Source organism: Kineosporia babensis (assembly GCF_021129305.1).
GTDB lineage: Bacteria > Actinomycetota > Actinomycetes > Actinomycetales > Kineosporiaceae > Kineosporia > Kineosporia babensis.
Map to the genome: position 1 here is coordinate 207,427 of NZ_JAJOMB010000007.1, position 18,831 is coordinate 226,257.

At 71.3% G+C, this 18,831-nt stretch carries 17 protein-coding genes; 4 read left to right on the forward strand and 13 right to left on the reverse strand.

Going from position 1 to position 18,831, the window contains the following annotated elements:
* The first annotated feature begins 13 nt into the window (after positions 1-13).
* Complete coding sequence (locus LR394_RS15440; RefSeq protein WP_231442359.1) at positions 14-997, forward strand: SDR family oxidoreductase; 984 nt, start codon at positions 14-16, stop codon at positions 995-997.
* Here the strand turns inward: LR394_RS15440 and LR394_RS15445 are convergent.
* The 7 genes from LR394_RS15445 to LR394_RS15475 are packed head-to-tail and all read right to left on the reverse strand — an operon-like array spanning position 994 to position 7,580.
* Positions 994-2,055, reverse strand: a complete 1,062-nt coding sequence (locus tag LR394_RS15445) for a dipeptidase (RefSeq protein WP_231442360.1) — start codon at positions 2,053-2,055, stop codon at positions 994-996. The genes LR394_RS15440 and LR394_RS15445 overlap by 4 nt on opposite strands.
* Positions 2,052-2,795 carry a GntR family transcriptional regulator gene (locus LR394_RS15450; protein WP_231442362.1) on the reverse strand — a complete coding sequence of 248 codons (744 nt, stop codon included), beginning with the start codon at positions 2,793-2,795 and terminating at the stop codon, positions 2,052-2,054. Before LR394_RS15450 ends, LR394_RS15445 begins: the two co-directional genes overlap by 4 nt.
* Complete coding sequence (locus tag LR394_RS15455; RefSeq protein ID WP_231442363.1) at positions 2,792-3,580, reverse strand: ABC transporter ATP-binding protein; 789 nt, start codon at positions 3,578-3,580, stop codon at positions 2,792-2,794. Before LR394_RS15455 ends, LR394_RS15450 begins: the two co-directional genes overlap by 4 nt.
* Positions 3,577-4,632: a FecCD family ABC transporter permease gene (locus LR394_RS15460; protein ID WP_231442366.1), complete on the reverse strand. Its 1,056-nt coding sequence runs from the start codon at positions 4,630-4,632 to the stop codon at positions 3,577-3,579. The genes LR394_RS15455 and LR394_RS15460 overlap by 4 nt, the downstream gene beginning before the upstream one ends.
* Entirely contained in the window at positions 4,629-5,690 is a 1,062-nt protein-coding gene (locus LR394_RS15465; RefSeq protein ID WP_231442368.1) for a FecCD family ABC transporter permease, read from the reverse strand. The genes LR394_RS15460 and LR394_RS15465 overlap by 4 nt, the downstream gene beginning before the upstream one ends.
* Position 5,691: 1 nt before the next feature.
* Positions 5,692-6,627: an ABC transporter substrate-binding protein gene (locus LR394_RS15470; RefSeq protein WP_231442370.1), complete on the reverse strand. Its 936-nt coding sequence runs from the start codon at positions 6,625-6,627 to the stop codon at positions 5,692-5,694.
* A 2-nt stretch (positions 6,628-6,629) separates the two neighbouring features.
* Positions 6,630-7,580 carry an ABC transporter substrate-binding protein gene (locus tag LR394_RS15475; RefSeq protein WP_231442372.1) on the reverse strand — a complete coding sequence of 317 codons (951 nt, stop codon included), beginning with the start codon at positions 7,578-7,580 and terminating at the stop codon, positions 6,630-6,632.
* Between the two features lie 79 nt (positions 7,581-7,659).
* On the opposite strand from LR394_RS15475, the gene LR394_RS15480 reads away from it, so the two are divergent.
* Positions 7,660-8,505 (forward strand): sugar phosphate isomerase/epimerase family protein, encoded by an 846-nt coding sequence (locus LR394_RS15480; protein ID WP_231442374.1) that lies wholly within the window; start codon positions 7,660-7,662, stop codon positions 8,503-8,505.
* Here LR394_RS15480 and LR394_RS15485 read toward each other — a convergent pair.
* The 6 genes from LR394_RS15485 to LR394_RS15510 form a co-directional block, all read right to left on the reverse strand.
* Entirely contained in the window at positions 8,431-9,135 is a 705-nt protein-coding gene (locus LR394_RS15485; RefSeq protein WP_231442385.1) for a PilZ domain-containing protein, read from the reverse strand. The genes LR394_RS15480 and LR394_RS15485 overlap by 75 nt on opposite strands.
* A gap of 141 nt (positions 9,136-9,276) precedes the next feature.
* Positions 9,277-9,915, reverse strand: coding sequence for a fasciclin domain-containing protein (locus tag LR394_RS15490; protein ID WP_231442387.1), 639 nt, complete (start codon positions 9,913-9,915; stop codon positions 9,277-9,279).
* 104 nt (positions 9,916-10,019) lie between these two features.
* Complete coding sequence (locus tag LR394_RS15495) at positions 10,020-10,712, reverse strand: anti-sigma factor (protein ID WP_231442389.1); 693 nt, start codon at positions 10,710-10,712, stop codon at positions 10,020-10,022.
* The gene (gene sigK, locus LR394_RS15500) at positions 10,705-11,301 is read right to left on the reverse strand and encodes an ECF RNA polymerase sigma factor SigK (RefSeq protein WP_231442391.1); all 597 of its coding nucleotides are present in this window, start codon (positions 11,299-11,301) and stop codon (positions 10,705-10,707) included. The genes LR394_RS15495 and sigK overlap by 8 nt, the downstream gene beginning before the upstream one ends.
* Before the next feature lie 60 nt (positions 11,302-11,361).
* A complete protein-coding gene (locus LR394_RS15505; RefSeq protein WP_231442394.1) occupies positions 11,362-12,396 on the reverse strand; it encodes a magnesium and cobalt transport protein CorA in 1,035 nt (344 codons plus the stop codon).
* Positions 12,397-12,406: 10 nt separating this feature from the next.
* Positions 12,407-13,903: a glutamate-cysteine ligase family protein gene (locus LR394_RS15510; RefSeq protein WP_231442678.1), complete on the reverse strand. Its 1,497-nt coding sequence runs from the start codon at positions 13,901-13,903 to the stop codon at positions 12,407-12,409.
* 139 nt (positions 13,904-14,042) lie between these two features.
* Between LR394_RS15510 and LR394_RS42980 the strand changes: the two genes are divergently transcribed.
* Together LR394_RS42980 and LR394_RS15520 are read left to right on the forward strand one after the other, a co-directional pair.
* A complete protein-coding gene (locus LR394_RS42980; RefSeq protein ID WP_231442396.1) occupies positions 14,043-15,314 on the forward strand; it encodes an exonuclease SbcCD subunit D in 1,272 nt (423 codons plus the stop codon).
* A complete protein-coding gene (locus LR394_RS15520) occupies positions 15,314-18,814 on the forward strand; it encodes an AAA family ATPase (protein ID WP_231442398.1) in 3,501 nt (1,166 codons plus the stop codon). The genes LR394_RS42980 and LR394_RS15520 overlap by 1 nt, the downstream gene beginning before the upstream one ends.
* Positions 18,815-18,831: the final 17 nt, after the last annotated feature.

Consider the following 18,831-nt stretch of genomic DNA (forward strand, 5'->3'; position numbering starts at 1 on the left):
CGGATGGGGCGGCGTGAGCGATCTGGTGTTGGTGACCGGCGGGACCGGTTTCATCGGGGCGCACTGCGTCGCGCACCTGCTGAAGAACGGCTATCAGGTTCGGACGACGGTCCGGTCGCCGCAGCGCGAGGCGGATGTCCGGGCCATGGTCGGCGAGGAAGGCCCCAGCCTGTCGTTCGCCGTCGCCGATCTCACCGCTGATCCGGGTTGGGACGAGGCGATGACCGGCTGCAAGTACGTGCTGCACATCGCCTCCCCGGTTCCGCAGTCCCAGCCACGCCATCCGGACGAGGTCGTCGTACCGGCCCGGGAAGGTGCGCTGCGGGTGTTGCGGGCGGCGCACCGCGCCGGTGTCCGGCGGACGGTCCTGACCTCGTCGTTCGCCGCGGTCAAGTACGGCCACGGCGACCAGCGGGTGTTCACCGAGGCCGACTGGAGCGATCCGGAGCGCGAGCAGATGGCGGCCTACCCCACCTCGAAACTGGTTACCGAGCGGGCGGCCTGGGACTTCGTCCGGGACATCGACATGGAACTGGCGGTGGTTGCCCCGGGTGCGGTCTTCGGCCCCGCGCTGGGCCCGGACCGCTCGCTGTACGCCGGCCTGGTCGAGATGCTGCTGCGCGGAGCCTTGCCCGCGCTGCCGCGGATGTCGATGGCCGTGGTGGACGTGCGGGACGTGGCCGACCTGCACCTGCGCGCCCTGATCGACCCGGCCGCCGCCGGGCAGCGTTTCCTGGCCGGCTCGGAGAAACTGACCCTGGCCCAGGTTGCCGCCCTGCTGCGGGAACACCTGGGTGAGGACGCGGCGAAGGTCCCGACCCGAACCCTGCCGGACTGGGTGTTCCGGCTCGCCGCGCGCTTCAACCCGAAGGCTGCCCTGGTGGTCTCCGAACTCGGTGTGGTCCGGGAGATCTCCAGTGCGAAGGCGCGCGACGAGCTCGGCTGGACGCCCCGGCCGGCCCCGGAATCCGTGCTCGACCTGGCCCGAAAGCTCTAGCGGAAGGTGCCGCCGGAGGCCGTGGTGAACGCCTCGTCGGTCTCCCGCAGCACCCGAAGGATGTTGCGCCCGGCCAGATCCGCCAGCTCGTTCGCGCTCCAGCCCCGAAGCGCAAGTTCCTCCAGCAGCCTCGGGTAACCGGACACGTCCTCCATTCCGATCGGGAACGGGCTGGCGCCGTCGTAGTCACCGCCCAGACCCACGTGCGCCGGCCCGGCCACCGACCGCACGTGCTCGACGTGATCGGCCGCCTGCTGGATGGTCGGCGCCGGCTCCGGGTCGAACCGGTCGCCCTCACCCCACTCGACCGCGGCCTGTGAGATGAACCCGGCGTAGAACGAGACCATCTGCACGCCACCGTTCTCCGGCAGCCGGGCGATCACGTCGTCCGGCACGTTCCGCACGCTGGAGGTGATCGCGGTGCAGGAGGAGTGCGAGAAGATCACCGGCGCGCTCGAGACGTCCAGGGCCTGGCGCATGGTCTCGTGCGAGACGTGGGAGAGATCGACCAGCATGCCCAGCCGGTTCATCTCACGGATGTACTGCACCCCGCGTTCGCTCAGGCCACCGTGCACCCGGTTGTCGGTGCAGGAGTCGGCCCAGCTGGTGTTGATGAAGTGGGTCAGCGTCAGGTACCGCACCCCGAGCCGGGCGAACATCCGCAGCACCCCGGGCGAATCGTTGATCGAGTGCCCGCCCTCGGCCCCGATCAGCGAGGCGATCTTGCCTGCGGCCCGCGCTTTCTCCACGTCGGCGGCGGTCCGGGCCAGCACGAAGTGCTCGGGATGCTCCCCGGCCAGCCGGTGCACGAAGTCGATCTGCTCGAGGGTGGCCTGGACCGCGCTCGGGCCCTCCAGCATGGCGCTGACGTAGACCGACCAGAACTGGCCGGAAACCCCACCGGCCCTCAAACGAGGGACGTCGGTGTGCAGTTCGGGTACTCCGGTGTCCAGGCCGTCGGTGCGGTACCCCCGCCGCTCGAGGCAGGCGTCCGCCAGATCGTTGTGCCCGTCGATCACACCGCACAGCGCAAGTGCTTCTTCCACCACCTGATTCATTGGCTCAGGCTAGCCAGCCAGGCCTGCGACTGCGCCGTGGTGGGCGGATGGTCCTGCGCGTAGGTCAGCACGAAGCTCAGCGACGCCGGGTCCGACAGCTCGGCGAGAACGGCCTCCACATCTGCGGATTCCACCCGCTCGAACATCCGGCGGTGCCGCGCGGCCCGGTCGGTCAGCGATTCGTGCCCGGCCCGGGCGTTGCGGTTCAGCTGCATGCACATCCGCAGTTGCAGACCGATCGCCCGGTAGGCCTCTTCCAGCCGGGAGTGCCCGGCCAGGCCGACCAGCGCCAGGTGGAAGCGGGCGGAGTCCTCGGTGGAGAGGTCTTCCCGGCCCGCCGCGGCGTTGGCCTCCCAGATCTCCAGGGCCTCCCGCAACCGGGCCAGCCGGGCCGGATCGGTGCCCGGTACCGCGAGCCGCACCGCCATCGTCTCCAATGTGGTGCGCAGCGTGACGATCTCGTACACGTCGTGCAGGGAGAGCACCCGCACCACCGCCCCGCGCCGGGGCAGCTGCTCGATCAGGCCCTCCTGCTGCAGGATCCGCAGCGCCTCGCGCAGCGGCGGGCGGCTGACCCCGAGCGTGCCGGTCAGCTGGTTCTCCACCACCCGCTCGCCCTGGGCCAGTTCACCGCGCAGGATCATCCCGCGCAGCGCCTCGGCGGCCAGATCGGTCATGCTCGGCGGATCGCCGATCATCACGTTGGCGCGACGTCCCCGGGCATTCACCGGGGCATTCACCGGGCGCGCCCGTGCGGCAGGACCACCGGCCGGCCGGTGCGCGGGTCGGTGATCACGTCGCAGTCCAGATCGAACACTCGGGCCAGCACCTCGGAGACCATCACCTCGGCGAAACCGCCGTCGGCGATCACCTTACCGGCCCGCATCGCCACCAGCCGGTCCGCGTACCGGGCGGCCATGGTCAGGTCGTGCAGCACCATCACGATCGTGGTGCCGGCCTCGGCGTGCAGCGAGCGCAGCAGGTCCAGCACCTCGATCTGGTGCACCACGTCGAGGTAGGTGGTGGGCTCGTCGAGCAGCAGCAGGCGGGGCTGCTGGGCCAGGGCCATCGCGATCCAGGCCCGCTGCCGCTGCCCGCCGGAGAGCGAGTCCAGGTCGCGAGCGGCGAAGTCCAGCAGCCCGCAGCGTTCCAGGGCGGCCAGGCTGATCTCCTCGTCCTGCGCCGACCACTGGTCGTACCAGCGGCGGTGCGGGTCGCGGCCGCGGGCCACCAGGTCCAGCACGCTGAGCGAGTCCGGGGCGGTGGGTGACTGCGGCAGCACGCCCATCCGCTGCGCCACCTGCCGCGAGGGCATCCGGTTGATGTCGGTGCCGTCCAGCGTGACCACCCCGGCCTCGGGCTTCAGCAGCCGGGCGAGAGTGCGCAGCAGGGTGGACTTCCCGCAGCCGTTGGGGCCGATCACCGCGGTCACGGTGCCGGGTTCGACCTTGAGGCTGACCTCGTGCAGGGCTGGGTCGCCGTCGTAGACCACCCGCAGCCCTTCACCGGTTACCGAGGAACTCATGTCAGGACTCCACGACGGTTGCGGATGAGCAGCCAGATCAGGAACGGGGCGCCGACGAACGCGGTGACGGCGCCGGTCGGGATCTGGATCGGGGCGAAGGCGGTGCGGGCCACCAGATCGGCGGCGACCAGGAGCAGCGCCCCCAGGACGGCCGAGGCGGCGAGGGGTGGGCCGGCGGAGCCGGTGGCCAGGCGGGCCAGGTGCGGCACGACCAGGGCCACGAAGCCGATCGGCCCGGCCACGGCGGTGGTCGCGGCGGCCAGCACCACCGCGGCCAGCAGCAACATCGCCTGGGTACGGCCGGTGTTCAGGCCCAGACCACGGGCCACGTCGATGCCCAGCCGCAGGGTGAGCAGCCGCGGGGCCAGGACCACCAGAGGCAGCGCGATCACCGTCAGCGCTGCGCCCGCGGCCCAGAGTTCCGCCCAGGAGCGGCCGTTCAGGGTTCCGGTGAGCCAGACGTTGGCCCGGGCCGCATCGTTGATCGTGGCCACCACCATCAGCCAGCTGACGATGCCGGACAGGAACGCCGAAACCCCGACCCCGACCAGCAGCGGACGAAGCCCGTCGGCTCCCGTGGTCCGCAGCAGGAGCAGCACCAGCCCGGCCGCGATCGTGCCGCCGATCAGGGCTGCGACCGGAATGCCGACCGTGCGCAGGATTCCGGATCCGGCCGCGTCCCGGCCACCGATCACGATCACCAGCACCGCGCCGACACTCGCCCCGGCCGTGACGCCGAGCAGATCAGGACTGGCCAGGGCGTTGCGGGCGGTGGCCTGGGTGATCGCCCCCGAGACGCCGAGCGCAGCGCCGACCACCAGCGCCAGCAGCACTCGCGGCAGCCGGATCGTGGTGACCACCAGCTCTTCCATCGGATCGCCGTTACCCAGCAGCGCAGCGACCACCCGGCCCGGCGGCACGGCGTAGTCGCCGACCCCGGCCGAGACGACGGACAGCGCCAGGGCCGCCAGGGCACCGGTCACCAGCACCACCAGGTAGCGCGGCCGGAGCCGGGCACTGACGCCGAGAACTCTTACTGCGGGAACCGTCATCGTCCCCTCCGGGATCTTCTGAAGCGCAGCACGATCAGCACGAAGGCGGGCCCTCCGAAGATGCCCAGCACCACCCCGACCGGCAGTTCGTCCGGATGCACGACCAGCCGGCCCACGACGTCCGCAAGCAGTACGAAAACCGCGCCGACGAGGGCACACTGCGGCAGCAGCCACCGGTGCACCGGCCCGGTGAGGCGCCGCACGACGTGCGGCGCGACCAGCCCGACGAACCCGAGCGAGCCGGCACACGCCACCGCTCCCCCGACCAGCAGCGTCACCGCGGCCAGCCCGGTCAGCCGGGTGCGCAACGGGTTACGCCCCAGAGCCTTGGCCGCATCATCGCCCAGCGCCAGCGAGTCCAGCGCCGGGGCGTGCGCGATCGCGATCACCAGCCCGGCCAGCACCAACGGCCCGGCCACGGCCAGTACTTGAGCATCCGGACCACCGGCCAGCGAGCCCACCGTCCAGAACCGGTACACGTCCAGGGAAGCCGAGTCCAGCAGGAGCATCACCCCGGTCACCGCCCCCAGCAAGGCGTTTACGGCCGCTCCGGCCAGCACCAGGGAGGCCGGTGACGCATCTCGCCGCTTGGCCCCGGCCAGGCCCACTGCGGTCACCAGCACCGTGCCCAGCAGCGCGCCGAGCAGGCAGAACCACAAGTATCCGGCGGGATCGGTGATGCCCAGCAGGAAGATCGCCAGCACCACGGCCACCGCCGCACCCGACGTCACGCCGAGCAGCCCGGGATCGGCCAGCGGGTTGCGGGTGTGCCCCTGAATCACCGCTCCGGCCACCGCGAGCCCTGCCCCGGCGATCACCGCGGCGATGGTCCGGCTCAACCGCAGCTCGAGCACGATCGCCCGGGCCTCAGCCGTGCCGGAACCTCGCACGACGTCGAACAGTTCACCCGGGATCAGGCCCCGGGAGCCGACCGCCAGGCTGAGCAGCACCGCCAGCAGCAGCGCGCTGGCCGTCATCGCGAGCCAGCCGGCCTGCGCCGAAACGGTTCTCGAGCGCAGCGCCGGGGCCCGGGTGAGCACCAATCCGGACAGACTCATCTCAGCCGCCGTACAACTGCTCGACCAGGCCGAGCGTGTGCATCGCGGTGATCGGGCCACCCTCGAAGGTCAGCCGGTCGGTCCGGACCACCCGCTCGGCCCGCACCGCGGGAAGCTGCCCGAACAGCGGGTCCTCGGTGGCCGAGCGCCACTCCTCGGCCGAGGTGGCGGAGACCAGCAGGGCATCGGCGTCCTGGTGTGCCTCCAGGGTCTGCTCCGGGCTGAACCGGACGCTGTCGTCGGGAGTCTCCAGTGCCTTGGCGAACCCGTCAGCCGGCTGCGCACCGACGTCCAAAAGCACCCTGGAATGCAGTCGCGCCCCGCGCACACCGGTGCCCTCGCCGACACTCCAGGAGATCGGGCTGACCTTGGTGGCGGCGATCTCGTCGGCGTAGTTCTCCTTGACCTCGGCCACCCGGGCGTCGTAGTCGGCGATCAGTTGCTCGGCCTTGGCCGAGGTACCGGTGGCCGCGCCGACCATCAGCAGGTCGTCCTGCCAGGTCTGTTCGGGCGAAGCGGCCACCACCAGCACCGGGGCGATGGCCTGCAGCTGCTCGCGGATCTCGCCGAGATCGTCCTCGTGGCAGACGATCAGATCGGGTGCGGCGGCGGCCAGCGCCTCCAGGTTGACCTCGTTCTCCAGGAACAGTTCTTCGGGGGCGGCGGCCTGGCGGGCCTCGGCCATCGGGCTCGGGAGCTCGTACCCGGCGGCCGGATCCTGCTGCGGCCCTCCGGTGAGCGGCAGGCCCAGCGAGAGCACGATGTCCTGATCGCGGCGGCCGTCGAGAATCACCACGGAGTCGATCTTCTCGGGCACCTTGACCTCGCCCAGGAAGGTGTCCACGGCGCGGGTGGCGCCCTCTTGCTGGGTGCTTGCGGACGAGCAGCCCGAGACCAGCAGCACGGTCACCGCCGCCCCGATGATGGGCCGGAACATACTCACTTCCCCGAGTACAGCTGCTCGACCACGTCCAGCGTGTGCATCGCGGTGGTCGGGCCGCCCTCGAAGGTGAACTTGTCGGTGCGCACGATCCGGTCCTTCTTCACCGCCGGAAGCTCCTGGAACAGCGAGTCCTTCTGCGCCGCTTCCCATTCCGGGGCGGTGTTGACCGCGACCAGCATGGCGTCGGCGTCCTGGTAGGCCTTCAGCGTCTGCTCCGGGCTGAACTCGACCTCGGTGTCGGCATCGGCCATGGCGTCGGCGAAGGCCTGCGCGGGGGTGGCGCCGATGTCCCGCAGCACCTGCGACTGCATGCGCTGGGCGCGGATGCCGGTGCCCTCGACGTTGTAGACGATCGGGGCGACCTTGGTGGCGGCGATCTCGTCGGCGTACGTCTCCTTGATCTCGGCCACCCGCGCGTCGTAGTCGGCGATCAGCTGCTCGGCCTTCGCCTCGGTGCCGGTGGCGGCGCCGAGCATGGTCAGGTCGTCCTGCCAGGTCGAGGTGGTCTGCTCGCCCACGGCCACGACCGGGGCGATCGCCTCCAGCTCGGCCTGGATGCCCTCGACGTCGCTGGCCCGGGTGACGATCAGGTCGGGGTCGGTGGCCGCGATCGCCTCGAGGTTGATCTCGCCCTCGAGGAACAGTTCCTTGGCGCCGGAGGCGTCGGTGGCCTCGGCCAGCGGGTTCTGCAGCTCGTACCCGGCCTCCGGGTCGATCTGCGGCATCCCGGTCAGCGGCAGGCCGAGCGAGAGCACCAGGTCCTGGTCGCGGCGGCCTTCCAGAACCACCACCGAGTCGACGTTCTCGGGCACCTCGACCGGGCCGAGCTCGGTCTGGACCGTACGGACGGCCCCCTCCTGGGCGGGCTCGGCCTCGGCCGAGGAGGAGCAGGCGGTGAGCAGCAGGGCGAGGGCCGCGGTCAGGCCCAGCGAAGATCGTGCAGACATGAGGATAGGTTTACCTAACATTGTCTACAGAAGGCAATGTGGTGTTGGCTGAGGCCCCCTACGACCTGAGAGGTCACCCTTGAGCTTGCGGATCGCCTTGGCCACCGGACCGGCACCACTGGAAGACGCTTTCGCCTGGGCTCGCGAACAAGGGCTCAGAGAGCTGGAATTCAGTTGCCAGCATCCGCTCAACCGGCCTCCCGCCTTCGACCGGGCCCGGATCGACGGCCTGCGCGAACGGGCCGGACGCGATGGCTTCAGGGCCGTTCTGCACACCGACTCGGCGGTGAACGTCGCCGAGATCACACCCGGCATCCGGGCGGCGGTGGTGACCCATCTGAACGGATATGTCGATCTTGCCGCCGGTCTGGGCTGCCCGGTGGTGATCGTGCACGGCGGCTACTGGTTCGGCGACGACCACGCGGCCCGGGTGGAGCAGGCCGCGCACACCCTGGCGCTGGTCGCGGACCACGCCGCCGATCTGGGGATCACTCTGGCCCTGGAGAACATGAACGTGCTGCCGGCCGAGGCGGAGATCCGCTACCTGGGCTGCACCGCCGAGGAAGTGCTGCAGATCCTGCAGGGTCACCCGGCCCTGACCGCCTGCGTCGACCTGGGTCATGCGCACCTCCTGCCCGGCGGTGCGCATGACTTCGTCCAGGCGATGGCGGGCCGGATCGGGCACGTCCAGCTCACCGACAACGACGGGGTGATCGATCGGCATCTGGCCCTGGGGGCGGGCACGCTGGACGTCGGGGCTGCCCTGAACCAGCTCGAGGCCCTCGGCTACCAGGGCCAGGTGGCGATCGAACTGGACTCCCGGCAGGACCAGCTCACCAGCCTGAAGTACCTAGCGGCGGCCGGCCAGTTCACTGCGCTCGCGCTGGAAGACCAGGCGCACCAGGCGTTCGGAGTCGATCGGTGAGATGTCGGTGAACTCGGCCCGGAAGCCTTTCGGGGTCTGCTCGCGCACCACCATCAGGGCGGGCACCAGATCACCGTTGGGCAGCGTCATCTCGCCGTAGAGCGGCATGTTCTCGGCCAGCGGCACCGTGTACTCCAGGTCCACGCACACGCCGCCGGCCGAGACCGACGTGGTGGCGCCGACCAGGTCCGCCTGAGCGCCCTCGCCCGGTCCCATCGCGGCCAGGTAGCCGGGGCCGTGCCGACGCCGGCCGCGCGGGGTGGCCGCCCGGGCGTCCAGCACGGCGCCCCGGAACTCCAGCCGTACCGGGCCTCGGACGTTCTCCCGCCGCTGCCCGCTCAGCGCGGCGGGGTGGATCGCCTGGGACGGGCGGACCTGAGGCGCCCGCAGCATGAAATCGCCCGAGGTCGCGACGATCTCGACCTCCAGCTGCACCGGACCGGCCTCGGTGCTGACGTCGACGGCCACGGTCCGGCCGGAGAGCCCCGATGCCTGCAGGGCGGCCAGATCGGCGATCACCGGGATCGCCCAGCCGGTTCCGCTGAGCTCCACCGTGCGCAGCGAGCGCATCGTCACGGTGACCTCGCCGGAGCCGGCCACCAGCCGGCTGCCGCGGGCGATCGACCTCATCCTTACCCCCACCCTTGACCTGCTTTTCCTGGTTCCAGTGTGCGCAGGTCACGGCCCGTCGACGGAATGCCGGGCGGGCAACCACCCGAACGCAGCAGCCGGTGACGCCGGGTACTGCTGCCGTGGATCCGGGCCTACGGACTACGCGTCGGCCGGGTCGAGGACCTTGTCGATCAGGTAGACCGTGGCGTTGGCGGTCTTGATCCCCCCGCAGATCACGTGGGCGTTGTTCACCTTGATCTCGTTGCCCTTGCCGGTGATGTCGAGCTTCGGGCCGGCCACGCTGTCCCGCCGGCCGAGCACCTTGGCCGGCGCCAGCTCACCGGTCACCACGTGGTAGTTCAGGGTCGCGGTCAGCGCCTTGGCGTCCTTCTTCAGCTTGTTCAGCCGTTTTCCGGGCACCTGGGCGAAAGCGGTGTCGACCGGGGCGAAAACCGTGTAACCCTTGCCCTCCAGCGTGCTGACCAGGTTCACCTGCGGGTTCAGCCCGCCGGAGAGCGCCTCGGTCAGCTTCTTCAGCATCGGATTGTTCTGTGCCGCGGTCGTCACCGGGTCCTTGGCCATCTCCTCCACCGAGCCCTTGCCGGTGGGCACCTGAGCGGCGTAGGCGGCGCAGCCCGGGCCGACCAGGGCGGCCTTCTCCGCCGAGATCGGGGCGGCCAGGCTGGGGCTGGTGCTGGGCTCGGCCTCGGAGGCGTCGTCGCCGCTGCACGAGGCCAGGGTGAGCGTCATCGTGACAGCGGCCCCGACGGCGAGCAGGCGGCGGATCGACGTGATCATGGAGCTGGCCTTCTTTCCTGGCAGACACGGATTTTCCGGCTCCAGCCTGCTGCGCCCCGCCCCGCCCCGGCTCGAGCGAAACGCCCCCTCGCCCGCTCCCCCGATCAGCCGAGCTGCACCAGCGGCTCGGTGGTGGGCTGGTCCGACCCGCCCTCCGGCTCGATCGTCAGGGCCAGGCTGACGTCCGGCGAAACTCCGGTCATGAACGCCGAACCATCACCGTCGGCCAGCTTCAGCATGCCGCCCGACTGCATGCTCCCGTCGGCCGCGATCACCCACATCTGATAGCCGTGCCCGTGCGGCGCCGCCGGGATCCCGGCCGCCGAGAGCACCGCGTCGCCCTCCGCCATCACCATCGTCGCGGTCCCACCGCCGGCCACCGTGTGCCGGGCCTCCACCCGCTCCGGTGAAGTCAGCACCCGCGCCATGCCGTCGGCCAGCTCCTGGGCCTGTTCCGCCGCCTGATGCTGCTGCCAGGCCACCGTGCCCAGCGCCGCCCCGGCCGTCACCAGCAGCACCGCCGCAGCTCCGGTCAGGGCCCGGCGCCAGGAAGGCCCGCGCACCGAGCGAGCCGGCCGGGACGGGACCTGCCGGGTGCGGGCCACATCGGCCATCACCCGCTCGCGCAGCGCTCCCGGCGCGGGCTCGGCCACCCGCTCGGCCAGCGAGGCCGCGGCCTCGGCGAATTCCCGCACCTCGACCGTGCAGGCCGGGCAGTCGTCCAGATGCCGCTCGAACCGGCGGCGTTCCACCTCGTCCAGGGCGTTCAGCGCATAGGCCGCCGAGAGATCATGCATCGGAGCCCACCCCCAGGCAGTCGCGCAGCCGGATCAGCCCGTCGCGCATTCTCGTCTTCACCGTTCCCAACGGCAGTTTCAGCACGTCGGCAACGTCCGTGTAGCTGCGCCCGCCGTAGTAGGCCAGGGTCACGGTGTCGCGCTGGCGCGGGGTGAGCCCGTCCAGGCAGTGCCGCACCCGCTCGGCCTCCAGCCGGCGCTCCACCTTCTCGACCACCTCGTCGTACTCCCGCTCGTTGCTGCGCGAGGCCACCGCGTTGTCGCGGTTGCGCGCGGCCTGGGAGCTGCGCACCCGGTCCACCGCGCGGCGATGGGTCAGGGTGGCGATCCAGGCCCGGGCACTGCCCCGGGCCTCGTCGAAACGGGCGGCGCTGCGCCAGACCTCCAGCAGCACCTCCTGGGCCACTTCCTCGGCCTGGTGGGGGTCGCGCAGCACCGACCGGGCCAGGCCGAACACCACGTCCGCGACCCGGGCGTAGACCAACTCGAACGCCGCCTCGTCACCCCGGCCGACCCGGCCCAGCAGGGCCTCGGTCGTCTCCGCCGGATCGGGCACCACCACCGGTGCCGCCTCTCGCCGTCCCACCATGATTCGCCTTCCGTCAGGGTCAGACGCTGGTTCGGGGCCGAGCGGTCCGCGGATTGGTCCTCAGAGCCAGTCGTTGCGCTTGAACAACGCCCACAGTCCCACACTGATCGACGCGATCAGCGCCAGGGCGTAGAGGTAGCCGTACTTCCAGCCCAGTTCCGGCATGTGCTCGAAGTTCATCCCGTACACCCCGGCGATCGCGGTCGGGGCCAGGCCGATCGCCGCCCAGGCCGAGATCTTGCGCATGTCCTCGTTCTGCCGCATCGCCACGTCGTTCTGGGTCACCGAGAGCCGGGCCACGTTGGCCTGCAGCACGTCCGAGAGCAGGCTGTCCTGGCGCTCGATCTCGTCGGTCACCCGCATGATGTGGTCGTGCACGTCGCGGAAGTACTTGCGCGCACCCTTGTCGATCCCGGCCAGCGCCCCGGCCCCGGACATCAGCTTCAGCACCGGCTCGCCCAGCGGCAGCACCGCCCGGCGGAACTCCAGCACCTCGCGCTTGAGCTTGTAGATCCGCTCGGTGTGGTCGGCCTCGCGCTCGCCGAAGACCTGCTGCTCGATCTCCGCGATGTCGTCCTCGATCGCGGCCGCCACCAGGGCGTACTCGTCCACGATCAGGTCGGCCACCCGGTGCAGCACGGCGATCGGCCCGCGTTGGCTGGCCTCGAGCTTTCCGGCGTCCAGCTCCCGGCGCACCCGGGTCAGCACGTCGTTGTCGCCGTGGCGGACCGAGACCAGGAAGTGCTCGCCGACGAACAGCGCGATCTCCTCGACCTCGACGATCTCCTCGCGATCGACGTAGCGCACCGGCCGCAGCACCATGAACCAGACGTGCTCGTCCTCGTAGATCTCCAACTTGGGACGCTGTCGGGCCTTGATCGCGTCCTCCACCGCCAGCGGTGGTAACCGGAACTCCTGGGCCACCTTCAGCACGTCCTCGGCGGTGGGGTTCTGCAGTCCGATCCAGACGAACCCGTCGGTGCGCCGCGCCGCCTGGGCGGCCTGCTGCATCGGCAGCCGGGTACTGCTGCGCAGCCCGGTCTCGTACACCGCGCAGTCCCCGATCACAGCCTCGACATCACGCTCCTGCTCCACCGCCCGAACGCTACGGCAGTGCCCAGGTGTGCACCGGCTGATTGGCGTGCATCCCTTGGCAGTACTGCTCCACCATCCGGCGCAGCGCCTCGGCCCGCTCCATCCCCGAGCGCCCGGCCGTGCCCTGCTCCAGCCGCTCCACCGCCGCAACCTGCCAGGCCGCGCCGTTCAGGCCGGTCTTCACCCGGTGCTCGACGATGCCCAGGTACTTGTCCACGTCCGCCCCCGGCACCCCGGCCGAGGCCAACCCCTCGGCGGCCATCGGCAGCAGCCGGCGCAGCACCAGTTCGTCCGCCCCGGTCTGGCCCAGCTGCGGCGAGTACACCGTGGCGTCCAGCCCGTCCCGGGCGCAGGCCAGGAAGTTCTCCTCGGCCGCCGCGAACGACAGCTTCGACCAGGCCGGGCGGGCATCGTCCATCAGCGAGCGCAGCGCGCCGTGGAAGAACGCCGCGTTGGCCACGGTGTCGACCACGGTGGGCCCGGCCGGCAGCACCCGGTTCTCCACCCGCAGGTGCGGTTCCCCGTCGGCCACCGCGTAGATCGGCCGGTTCCAGCGGTAGACCGTGCCGTTGTGCAGCCGCAACTCCTGCAGCGTCGGGGCCCGGCCGGAGTCCAGCACCGCCACCGGGTCCTCGTCGCTGAGCTCCGGCAGCAGGGAGGGGAAGTACCAGCCGTTCTCGGCGAACAGGTCGAAGATCGAGGAGATCCACTTCTCGCCGAACCAGACCCGGGGCCGCACGCCCTGGTTCTGCAGCTCCTGCGGGCGGGTGTCGGTGGCCTGCTTGAACAGCTCGATCCGGGTCTCCGCCCAGAGCCGGCGGCCGAAGAAGAACGGTGAGTTGGCACCGACCGCCAGCTGCGGCCCGGCCAGGACCTGCGCGGCGTTCCAGGCCCGGGCGAAGTCGTCCGGCTGGACCTGCACGTGCAGTTGCACGCTGGTGCAGGCCGACTCGGGGGCCAGCGAGGAGGCGAAGGTGGACAGCCGCTCGCCGTGGATGTTGCCGTGGATGTCCAGGTGCAGGTTCTCGCCGCGGGCGGCCAGGATCGAGTCGTTCAGGGCCTTGTACCGGGGCGAGGGAGTCATCCACTCGGGCTGGTTCAAATGCTCGGGCATCGTGGTCGGCAGGATCCCGACCATCACGATGTGCGCGTCGTGGCGGTTGGCCGCCTGCTCGGCGTGGTTGAGCACCTCGCGCAGCCGCTGCTCGGTCCCGGCCAGCTCGCTCAGCGGGGAGGGCTCGACGTTCAGCTCGATGTTGTAGGCGCCGAGCTCGGTCTGGAAGTTCGGGTCGCCGATCCCCTCCAGCACCGCGGCGTTGCGCAGCGTCGGGCGGTGGTCCGGGCCGACGAGGTTCAGCTCCATCTCCAGCCCGGTCATCGCCCGCTCGTCGTCGAACGTCCAGGTGGCCAGCAGCCGCTCGAAGACGTTCAGGCACAGGTCGACCTTCTCGCGGTAGCGCTGGCGCTCCTCGGCCGAGTACCGGCTCGCCGAGATCTCGTCACCCATGTCCACGACCAAACCACACCTTCGCGGTGCTGGCGAGAGGAGATGATCTAGGTGTGCGGCGGGCGGAAGATCCAGTTTTGCCCCAATTGCGGCGAGCCAATAGTGGTTTTGTCGGTGCAGGTCCCTACCGTGGTCCCTCGTGCGCATCCTTCACAGCTCCGACTGGCACCTGGGCCGGTCGTTCCACCGGGTGGATCTGCTGTCCGCACAGGCCGCGCACATCGACCATCTGGCCGAGGTGGTGCGGGCCGAGAAGGTCGACGTGGTCCTGGTCGCCGGGGACATCTACGACCGGGCGCTGCCCGGGGTGGACGCGGTCACCCTGCTGGACGAAGGCCTGCACCGTTTGGTGTCAGCCGGTGCGCAGGTGATCGTCTCGAGCGGTAATCACGACTCGGCCCGGCGGCTGGGTTTCAGCTCGCGGCTGCTCGAGGCGGCCGGGCTGCACATCCGCACCGATCCGGCCCGGGTGGGTGAACCGGTCCTGCTGGAGGACGAGCACGGCCCGGTCGCCTTCTACCCTTTGCCCTACCTCGAACCCGCGCTGGCGGCCGGGGTGCTGGGCGCCGAGCGCAGTCATGCCGCGGTGCTGCAGGCGGCCATGCAGCAGGTGCGGGCCTCGCTGAAGGGGCTGAAGGGCGCGCGCTCGGTGGTTTCGGCGCATGCTTTCGTCATGGGCGGCACGGTTTCCGACAGCGAGCGTGAGCTGGCCGTGGGCGGGCTCGGGCAGGTGCCGCTGAGCCTGTTCGAGGGCATCGACTACCTGGCGCTCGGGCATCTGCACGGGCGCCAGCAGCTCGCCGAGCACGCCCGGTACAGCGGTTCCCCGCTGGCGTTCTCGTTCTCCGAGGCCGATCACCACAAGGGCAGCTGGCTGGTGTCTTTGACTGAGGACGGGGTGGCCGGTGTGGAGCCAGTAGCGGCGCCGGTCCCGCGGCGGCTGGCTCGCCTGCGGGGGCACCTCTCGGAGTTGCTCACCGAGCCGCGCTTCGCGCCGCACGAAAGCGCCTGGGCCCAGATCACGCTGACCGATCCGCAGCGCCCGGCCGAGCCGATGGAGCAGCTGCGCAGGCGTTTTCCGCACCTGCTGGAGCTGCGGCTGGAGCCCGAGCGCACCGGATCCACCGAAGCCGCCGGCTACACCGAGAAGATCGCCGGGCGGCCGGATCTGGACGTGTGCTGCGGCTTCCTGGAGCACGTGCGTGGCCGCAGCGCCACCCCCGCCGAGACACTGCTGCTGCAGCAGGCTCTGGAGGCGGCGCTGATCGAGGGCATGGAGGGGGTGGCCTACGACGAGCTGACCGCCCTGACCGCCGAGGCCGAGGTCACCGACGCCGAGCTGCAGAAGCTGCTGTCCGGCCGGAGCCCTCGTCGGGGCTCTCAGCGGGACTCGCGCGGCCGGAGTGCCTGATGCGCCTGCACCGCCTGGGAATCACCGCTTTCGGCCCGTTCGCCGAGCCCCAGCACATCGACTTCGACGAGCTCAGCAGCGCCGGGCTGTTCCTGTTGCACGGCCCCACCGGCGCAGGCAAGACCAGCGTGCTCGATGCCTTGTGTTTCGCGGTGTACGGCCGGGTTCCGGGTCATCGGGGCACCGCGGGGCGCTACCGCAGCGATCATGCCGATCCGGCGGTGCGCTCCGAGGTGGTCTGCGAATTCACCGTCTCCGGGCGGCGGCTGGAGGTCACCCGCTCGCCGGAGTGGCATCGGCCGAAGAAGCGCGGCAAGGGCTTCACCCGCGAGCAGGCGCACGTCGTGGTGCGCGAGTGGGTGGCCGACGGGTGGGTGAGCCGGACCAACCGGATGGACGAGGCCGGAGACCTGATCGGGCAGCTGATCGGGCTCGGCCCGGAACAGTTCACCAAGCTGATCCTGCTCCCCCAGGGCGAGTTCGCGGCGTTCCTGCAGGCCTCGGCCGAGGAACGGCGGCCGCTGCTGCAGAAGCTGTTCGGCACCGACCGGTTCGCCGCGGTGGAGAGCTGGCTGGGCGATCGGCGCCGGGAGAGCGCCGGTTCGGTGACGGCCGCGCGCAACGAAACGGCGCGGCTGTTCGCGAGGGCCGAAGAAGCCCGGCTGGAGCCGGCCCCTGCCCAGGCGGACCACTCAGGAGGCCAGCCACCCGCGTCCCCAGGCCACCCAACGCACGCGCAGGCCACCGACTCCCCCGGTGAACCACTCACGTCCATTGCTGGTTCACCGGACCCACAGGCCACCCCCGCGCCCAGCCAGCCAGCCACAGCCCCGGGGCGCCCAACCCCCGCGCAGGCCATCGACTCTGGTAGTGAGCCACCCACGTCCGTTGCTGGTTCGCCCAACGCACAGGCCGCCCCCACACCCGGCCAGCCACCCACGTCCCCCATTGATGCTCCTGATCTGGCCGACACCGAGGCCGTGGCCACCACGGTGCGCCGCTGGGCCACCGAGGCCCAGGCCGAGCGGCACACCGCCCACGCCACCGTCACCCGCGCCGAGGCCGCTCACGAGAAGGCCCGCGGCGAGTACGAGTCCGTGGCCGAGACGGTGCGGCTGCGGGACCGGCGTCGTGAACTGAGCGCTGAGCATGATCTACTGGTCTCGCAGGCGCTGGAGCAGGCTTCCCGTAAGGCGCGTCTGCAGGCCGCCGGGCATGCCCCGGTGCTGCTCCCGTTGCTGGACGAACTCGGCGCGGCGTCGACGGAGGTCGAGACCGCCGAACTTCGCGCCGGGTCCGCCCAGCAACGGTTCGGCGACCGGCCCCGTCCCGATCTTGGGCAACTGCGGCAGGAACAGGCCACTCTCGGTTCGCTGCTGCCCGCCGAGGTCGAACTGCACCGGCTGGACCAGCAGTCCGTCCTCCAGCGCGAGCAGGTGCAGCAGGCCGAGGCCCAGCGGTTGCAGGCCGAGAAGGCCGGCGCCCGGCTGAACGAGCAGGCCGAGAAGCTGCTGGCGGCCCGCGCCGAGAGCGAGGTGCTGGCCTCCTCGGTGGCCGATCGCGACCACGATCTGGAGCGCGCCAAGAAGGTGGCCGAGGCGGTGTTGCGCGCGCAGCGGCTGGCCGAGGGGCAGACCGGGCTGGAAGACACGCTGCGGGCCGTCACCGATGTGCACCAGGCGGCGGTTGCCGCCAGCCAGGAACTGCAGGCCCGGCGGCTGGCCGGGATGGCCTCCGAACTGGCCGCTCAGCTGGGGCGTAACGAGGAGTGCCCGGTCTGCGGTTCGCTCGATCATCCCCGGCGGGCCAAGCACCGCGGCCGGCCGGTGACCGAGGAAGAGCAGGAGCGGGCCGCCCAGCAGGAGGCTCAGACCGAGGCGCGGCGGGAGCAGGCGCGGCAGTTCGTCGAGGCGGGCCGTCAGGAGCTGGCCGCCCTCACCGCGATCACCGGCGGCGCCGATGCCGAGACGGCTCTGACCGAACTGGGCGCCGCGCAGGACCGGCTCACGGAGGCTAATCGGGCGGCCGCCGCAGTGGCCGAGCTCAACGCCGAAGTGTCTGCCCTGACGCCCAAGCTGGAAACGGCCCGGGCCCGGCTGGAGTCCACCACCGAAGCGGCTGCGGCCGGGCGAGAAGAGCTGGCCGCGCTGGAAAGTCGCCGCGCCGACCTGATCAGCCGGCTGCAGCAGGCCCGGGGCGAGAGCGAGGACGTGCAGTCCCGGCATGCTCAGGTGACGGCCGCGGTGGAGGCGGTGACCGAGCACGAGGAGGCGGACCGGCAGCTGAAAAGCGCGCGGGAACGGCTGAAGCGGGCCCGGAAGGCCGCCGACGATGCTGCTGCGGCAGCCGGTTTCGCCGATCGGAAGTCTGCGGCCGCGGCAGCGCTGCCGGACCGCGAGCGCACGGCATTGGCCGAGACGATCGCGGATCACGATGCCCGGCTGGCCCGGGTGAAGGCGCTGCTGGAAGAACTGGGTCAGCAGGAGCACAGCACCGAGGCCGCCCAGCGGGTCTCTGCGCCACCGGCCCCCACTCTGCCGACGGCCGCCACGCTGCCGACAGCCAAGAAGCCGCGGAAGAAGCGGGCTCGTAAGGCAGACGCCGGGCAGCCCATGCTGGACCTCTGGGCCGGCACCGAACCAGCCGACCCCGCCCCGACCAGCCCCGACCCGACCGGCACAGACCCGACCGGCGCAGACCCGACCGGTGCAGACACAACCGGTACAGGCACGACCCGCGCCGAGCCCGAGGCCGGCCGGGAGCACCTCGACCTCGACCAGCTGGCCGAGGCGCTGCGCAAGCTCTACGAAACCGCCCGTGCGGAACACCAGTTCGCCCAGCAGCGCCATACCCTGACCACCCGCGCCGCCCAGGCCCTCACCAAGCTCGCCGCCGAACTGGAACGCCACGCCGAAGCCACCGCCGGACTCCGCACCTCGTTCGCCACCCTGGACTCGATGTCCCGCTGCATCGAGGGCACCGGCGGCGACAATCAGATGCGGATGCGCCTGAGCTCCTACGTCCTGGCCGCCCGGCTGGAACAGGTGGCCCAGGCCGCCAGCGTCCGGCTCGCTGCAATGTCCGGCGGCCGGTACTCGCTGGTGCACACCGACGGCCCGGCCAAGGGTGGCGCCCGCACCGGCCTGGGCCTGGCCGTGGTCGACGGCTGGACCGGCGTGCAGCGTGATCCCAGCACCCTGTCCGGCGGCGAGACGTTCTGCACCTCGCTGGCCCTGGCCCTCGGCCTGGCCGACGTGGTGCAGGCCGAAGCCGGCGGCGCCGCGATCGAGACCCTGCTGGTGGACGAGGGTTTCGGCAGCCTCGACCAGGACACCCTGGACGAGGTGATGGACGTGCTGGACGGCCTGCGCAGCGGGGGCCGGGCGGTCGGCCTGGTCAGCCACGTGGCCGACCTGCGCGACCGGATCCCGGCCCAGCTCGAGGTGGTCAAGGGCCGCAACGGCTCGCACCTGCGGCTGGGCGCGCTGCGGCCGTCCTAAGAGAAAGCCCGGTCCCG

Coding starts and splice junctions, on each gene's coding strand:
- LR394_RS15445 (WP_231442360.1), bottom strand. CDS start 2,055: ATGAATCAGGTGGTGGAAGAAGCACTTGCGCTGTGCGGTGTGATCGAC.
- LR394_RS15455 (WP_231442363.1), bottom strand. CDS start 3,580: ATGAGTTCCTCGGTAACCGGTGAAGGGCTGCGGGTGGTCTACGACGGC.
- LR394_RS15460 (WP_231442366.1), bottom strand. CDS start 4,632: ATGACGGTTCCCGCAGTAAGAGTTCTCGGCGTCAGTGCCCGGCTCCGG.
- LR394_RS15465 (WP_231442368.1), bottom strand. CDS start 5,690: ATGAGTCTGTCCGGATTGGTGCTCACCCGGGCCCCGGCGCTGCGCTCG.
- LR394_RS15470 (WP_231442370.1), bottom strand. CDS start 6,627: ATGTTCCGGCCCATCATCGGGGCGGCGGTGACCGTGCTGCTGGTCTCG.
- LR394_RS15475 (WP_231442372.1), bottom strand. CDS start 7,580: ATGTCTGCACGATCTTCGCTGGGCCTGACCGCGGCCCTCGCCCTGCTG.
- LR394_RS15485 (WP_231442385.1), bottom strand. CDS start 9,135: ATGAGGTCGATCGCCCGCGGCAGCCGGCTGGTGGCCGGCTCCGGCGAG.
- LR394_RS15490 (WP_231442387.1), bottom strand. CDS start 9,915: ATGATCACGTCGATCCGCCGCCTGCTCGCCGTCGGGGCCGCTGTCACG.
- LR394_RS15495 (WP_231442389.1), bottom strand. CDS start 10,712: ATGCATGATCTCTCGGCGGCCTATGCGCTGAACGCCCTGGACGAGGTG.
- sigK (WP_231442391.1), bottom strand. CDS start 11,301: ATGGTGGGACGGCGAGAGGCGGCACCGGTGGTGGTGCCCGATCCGGCG.
- LR394_RS15510 (WP_231442678.1), bottom strand. CDS start 13,903: ATGGGTGACGAGATCTCGGCGAGCCGGTACTCGGCCGAGGAGCGCCAG.
- LR394_RS15520 (WP_231442398.1), top strand. CDS start 15,314: ATGCGCCTGCACCGCCTGGGAATCACCGCTTTCGGCCCGTTCGCCGAG.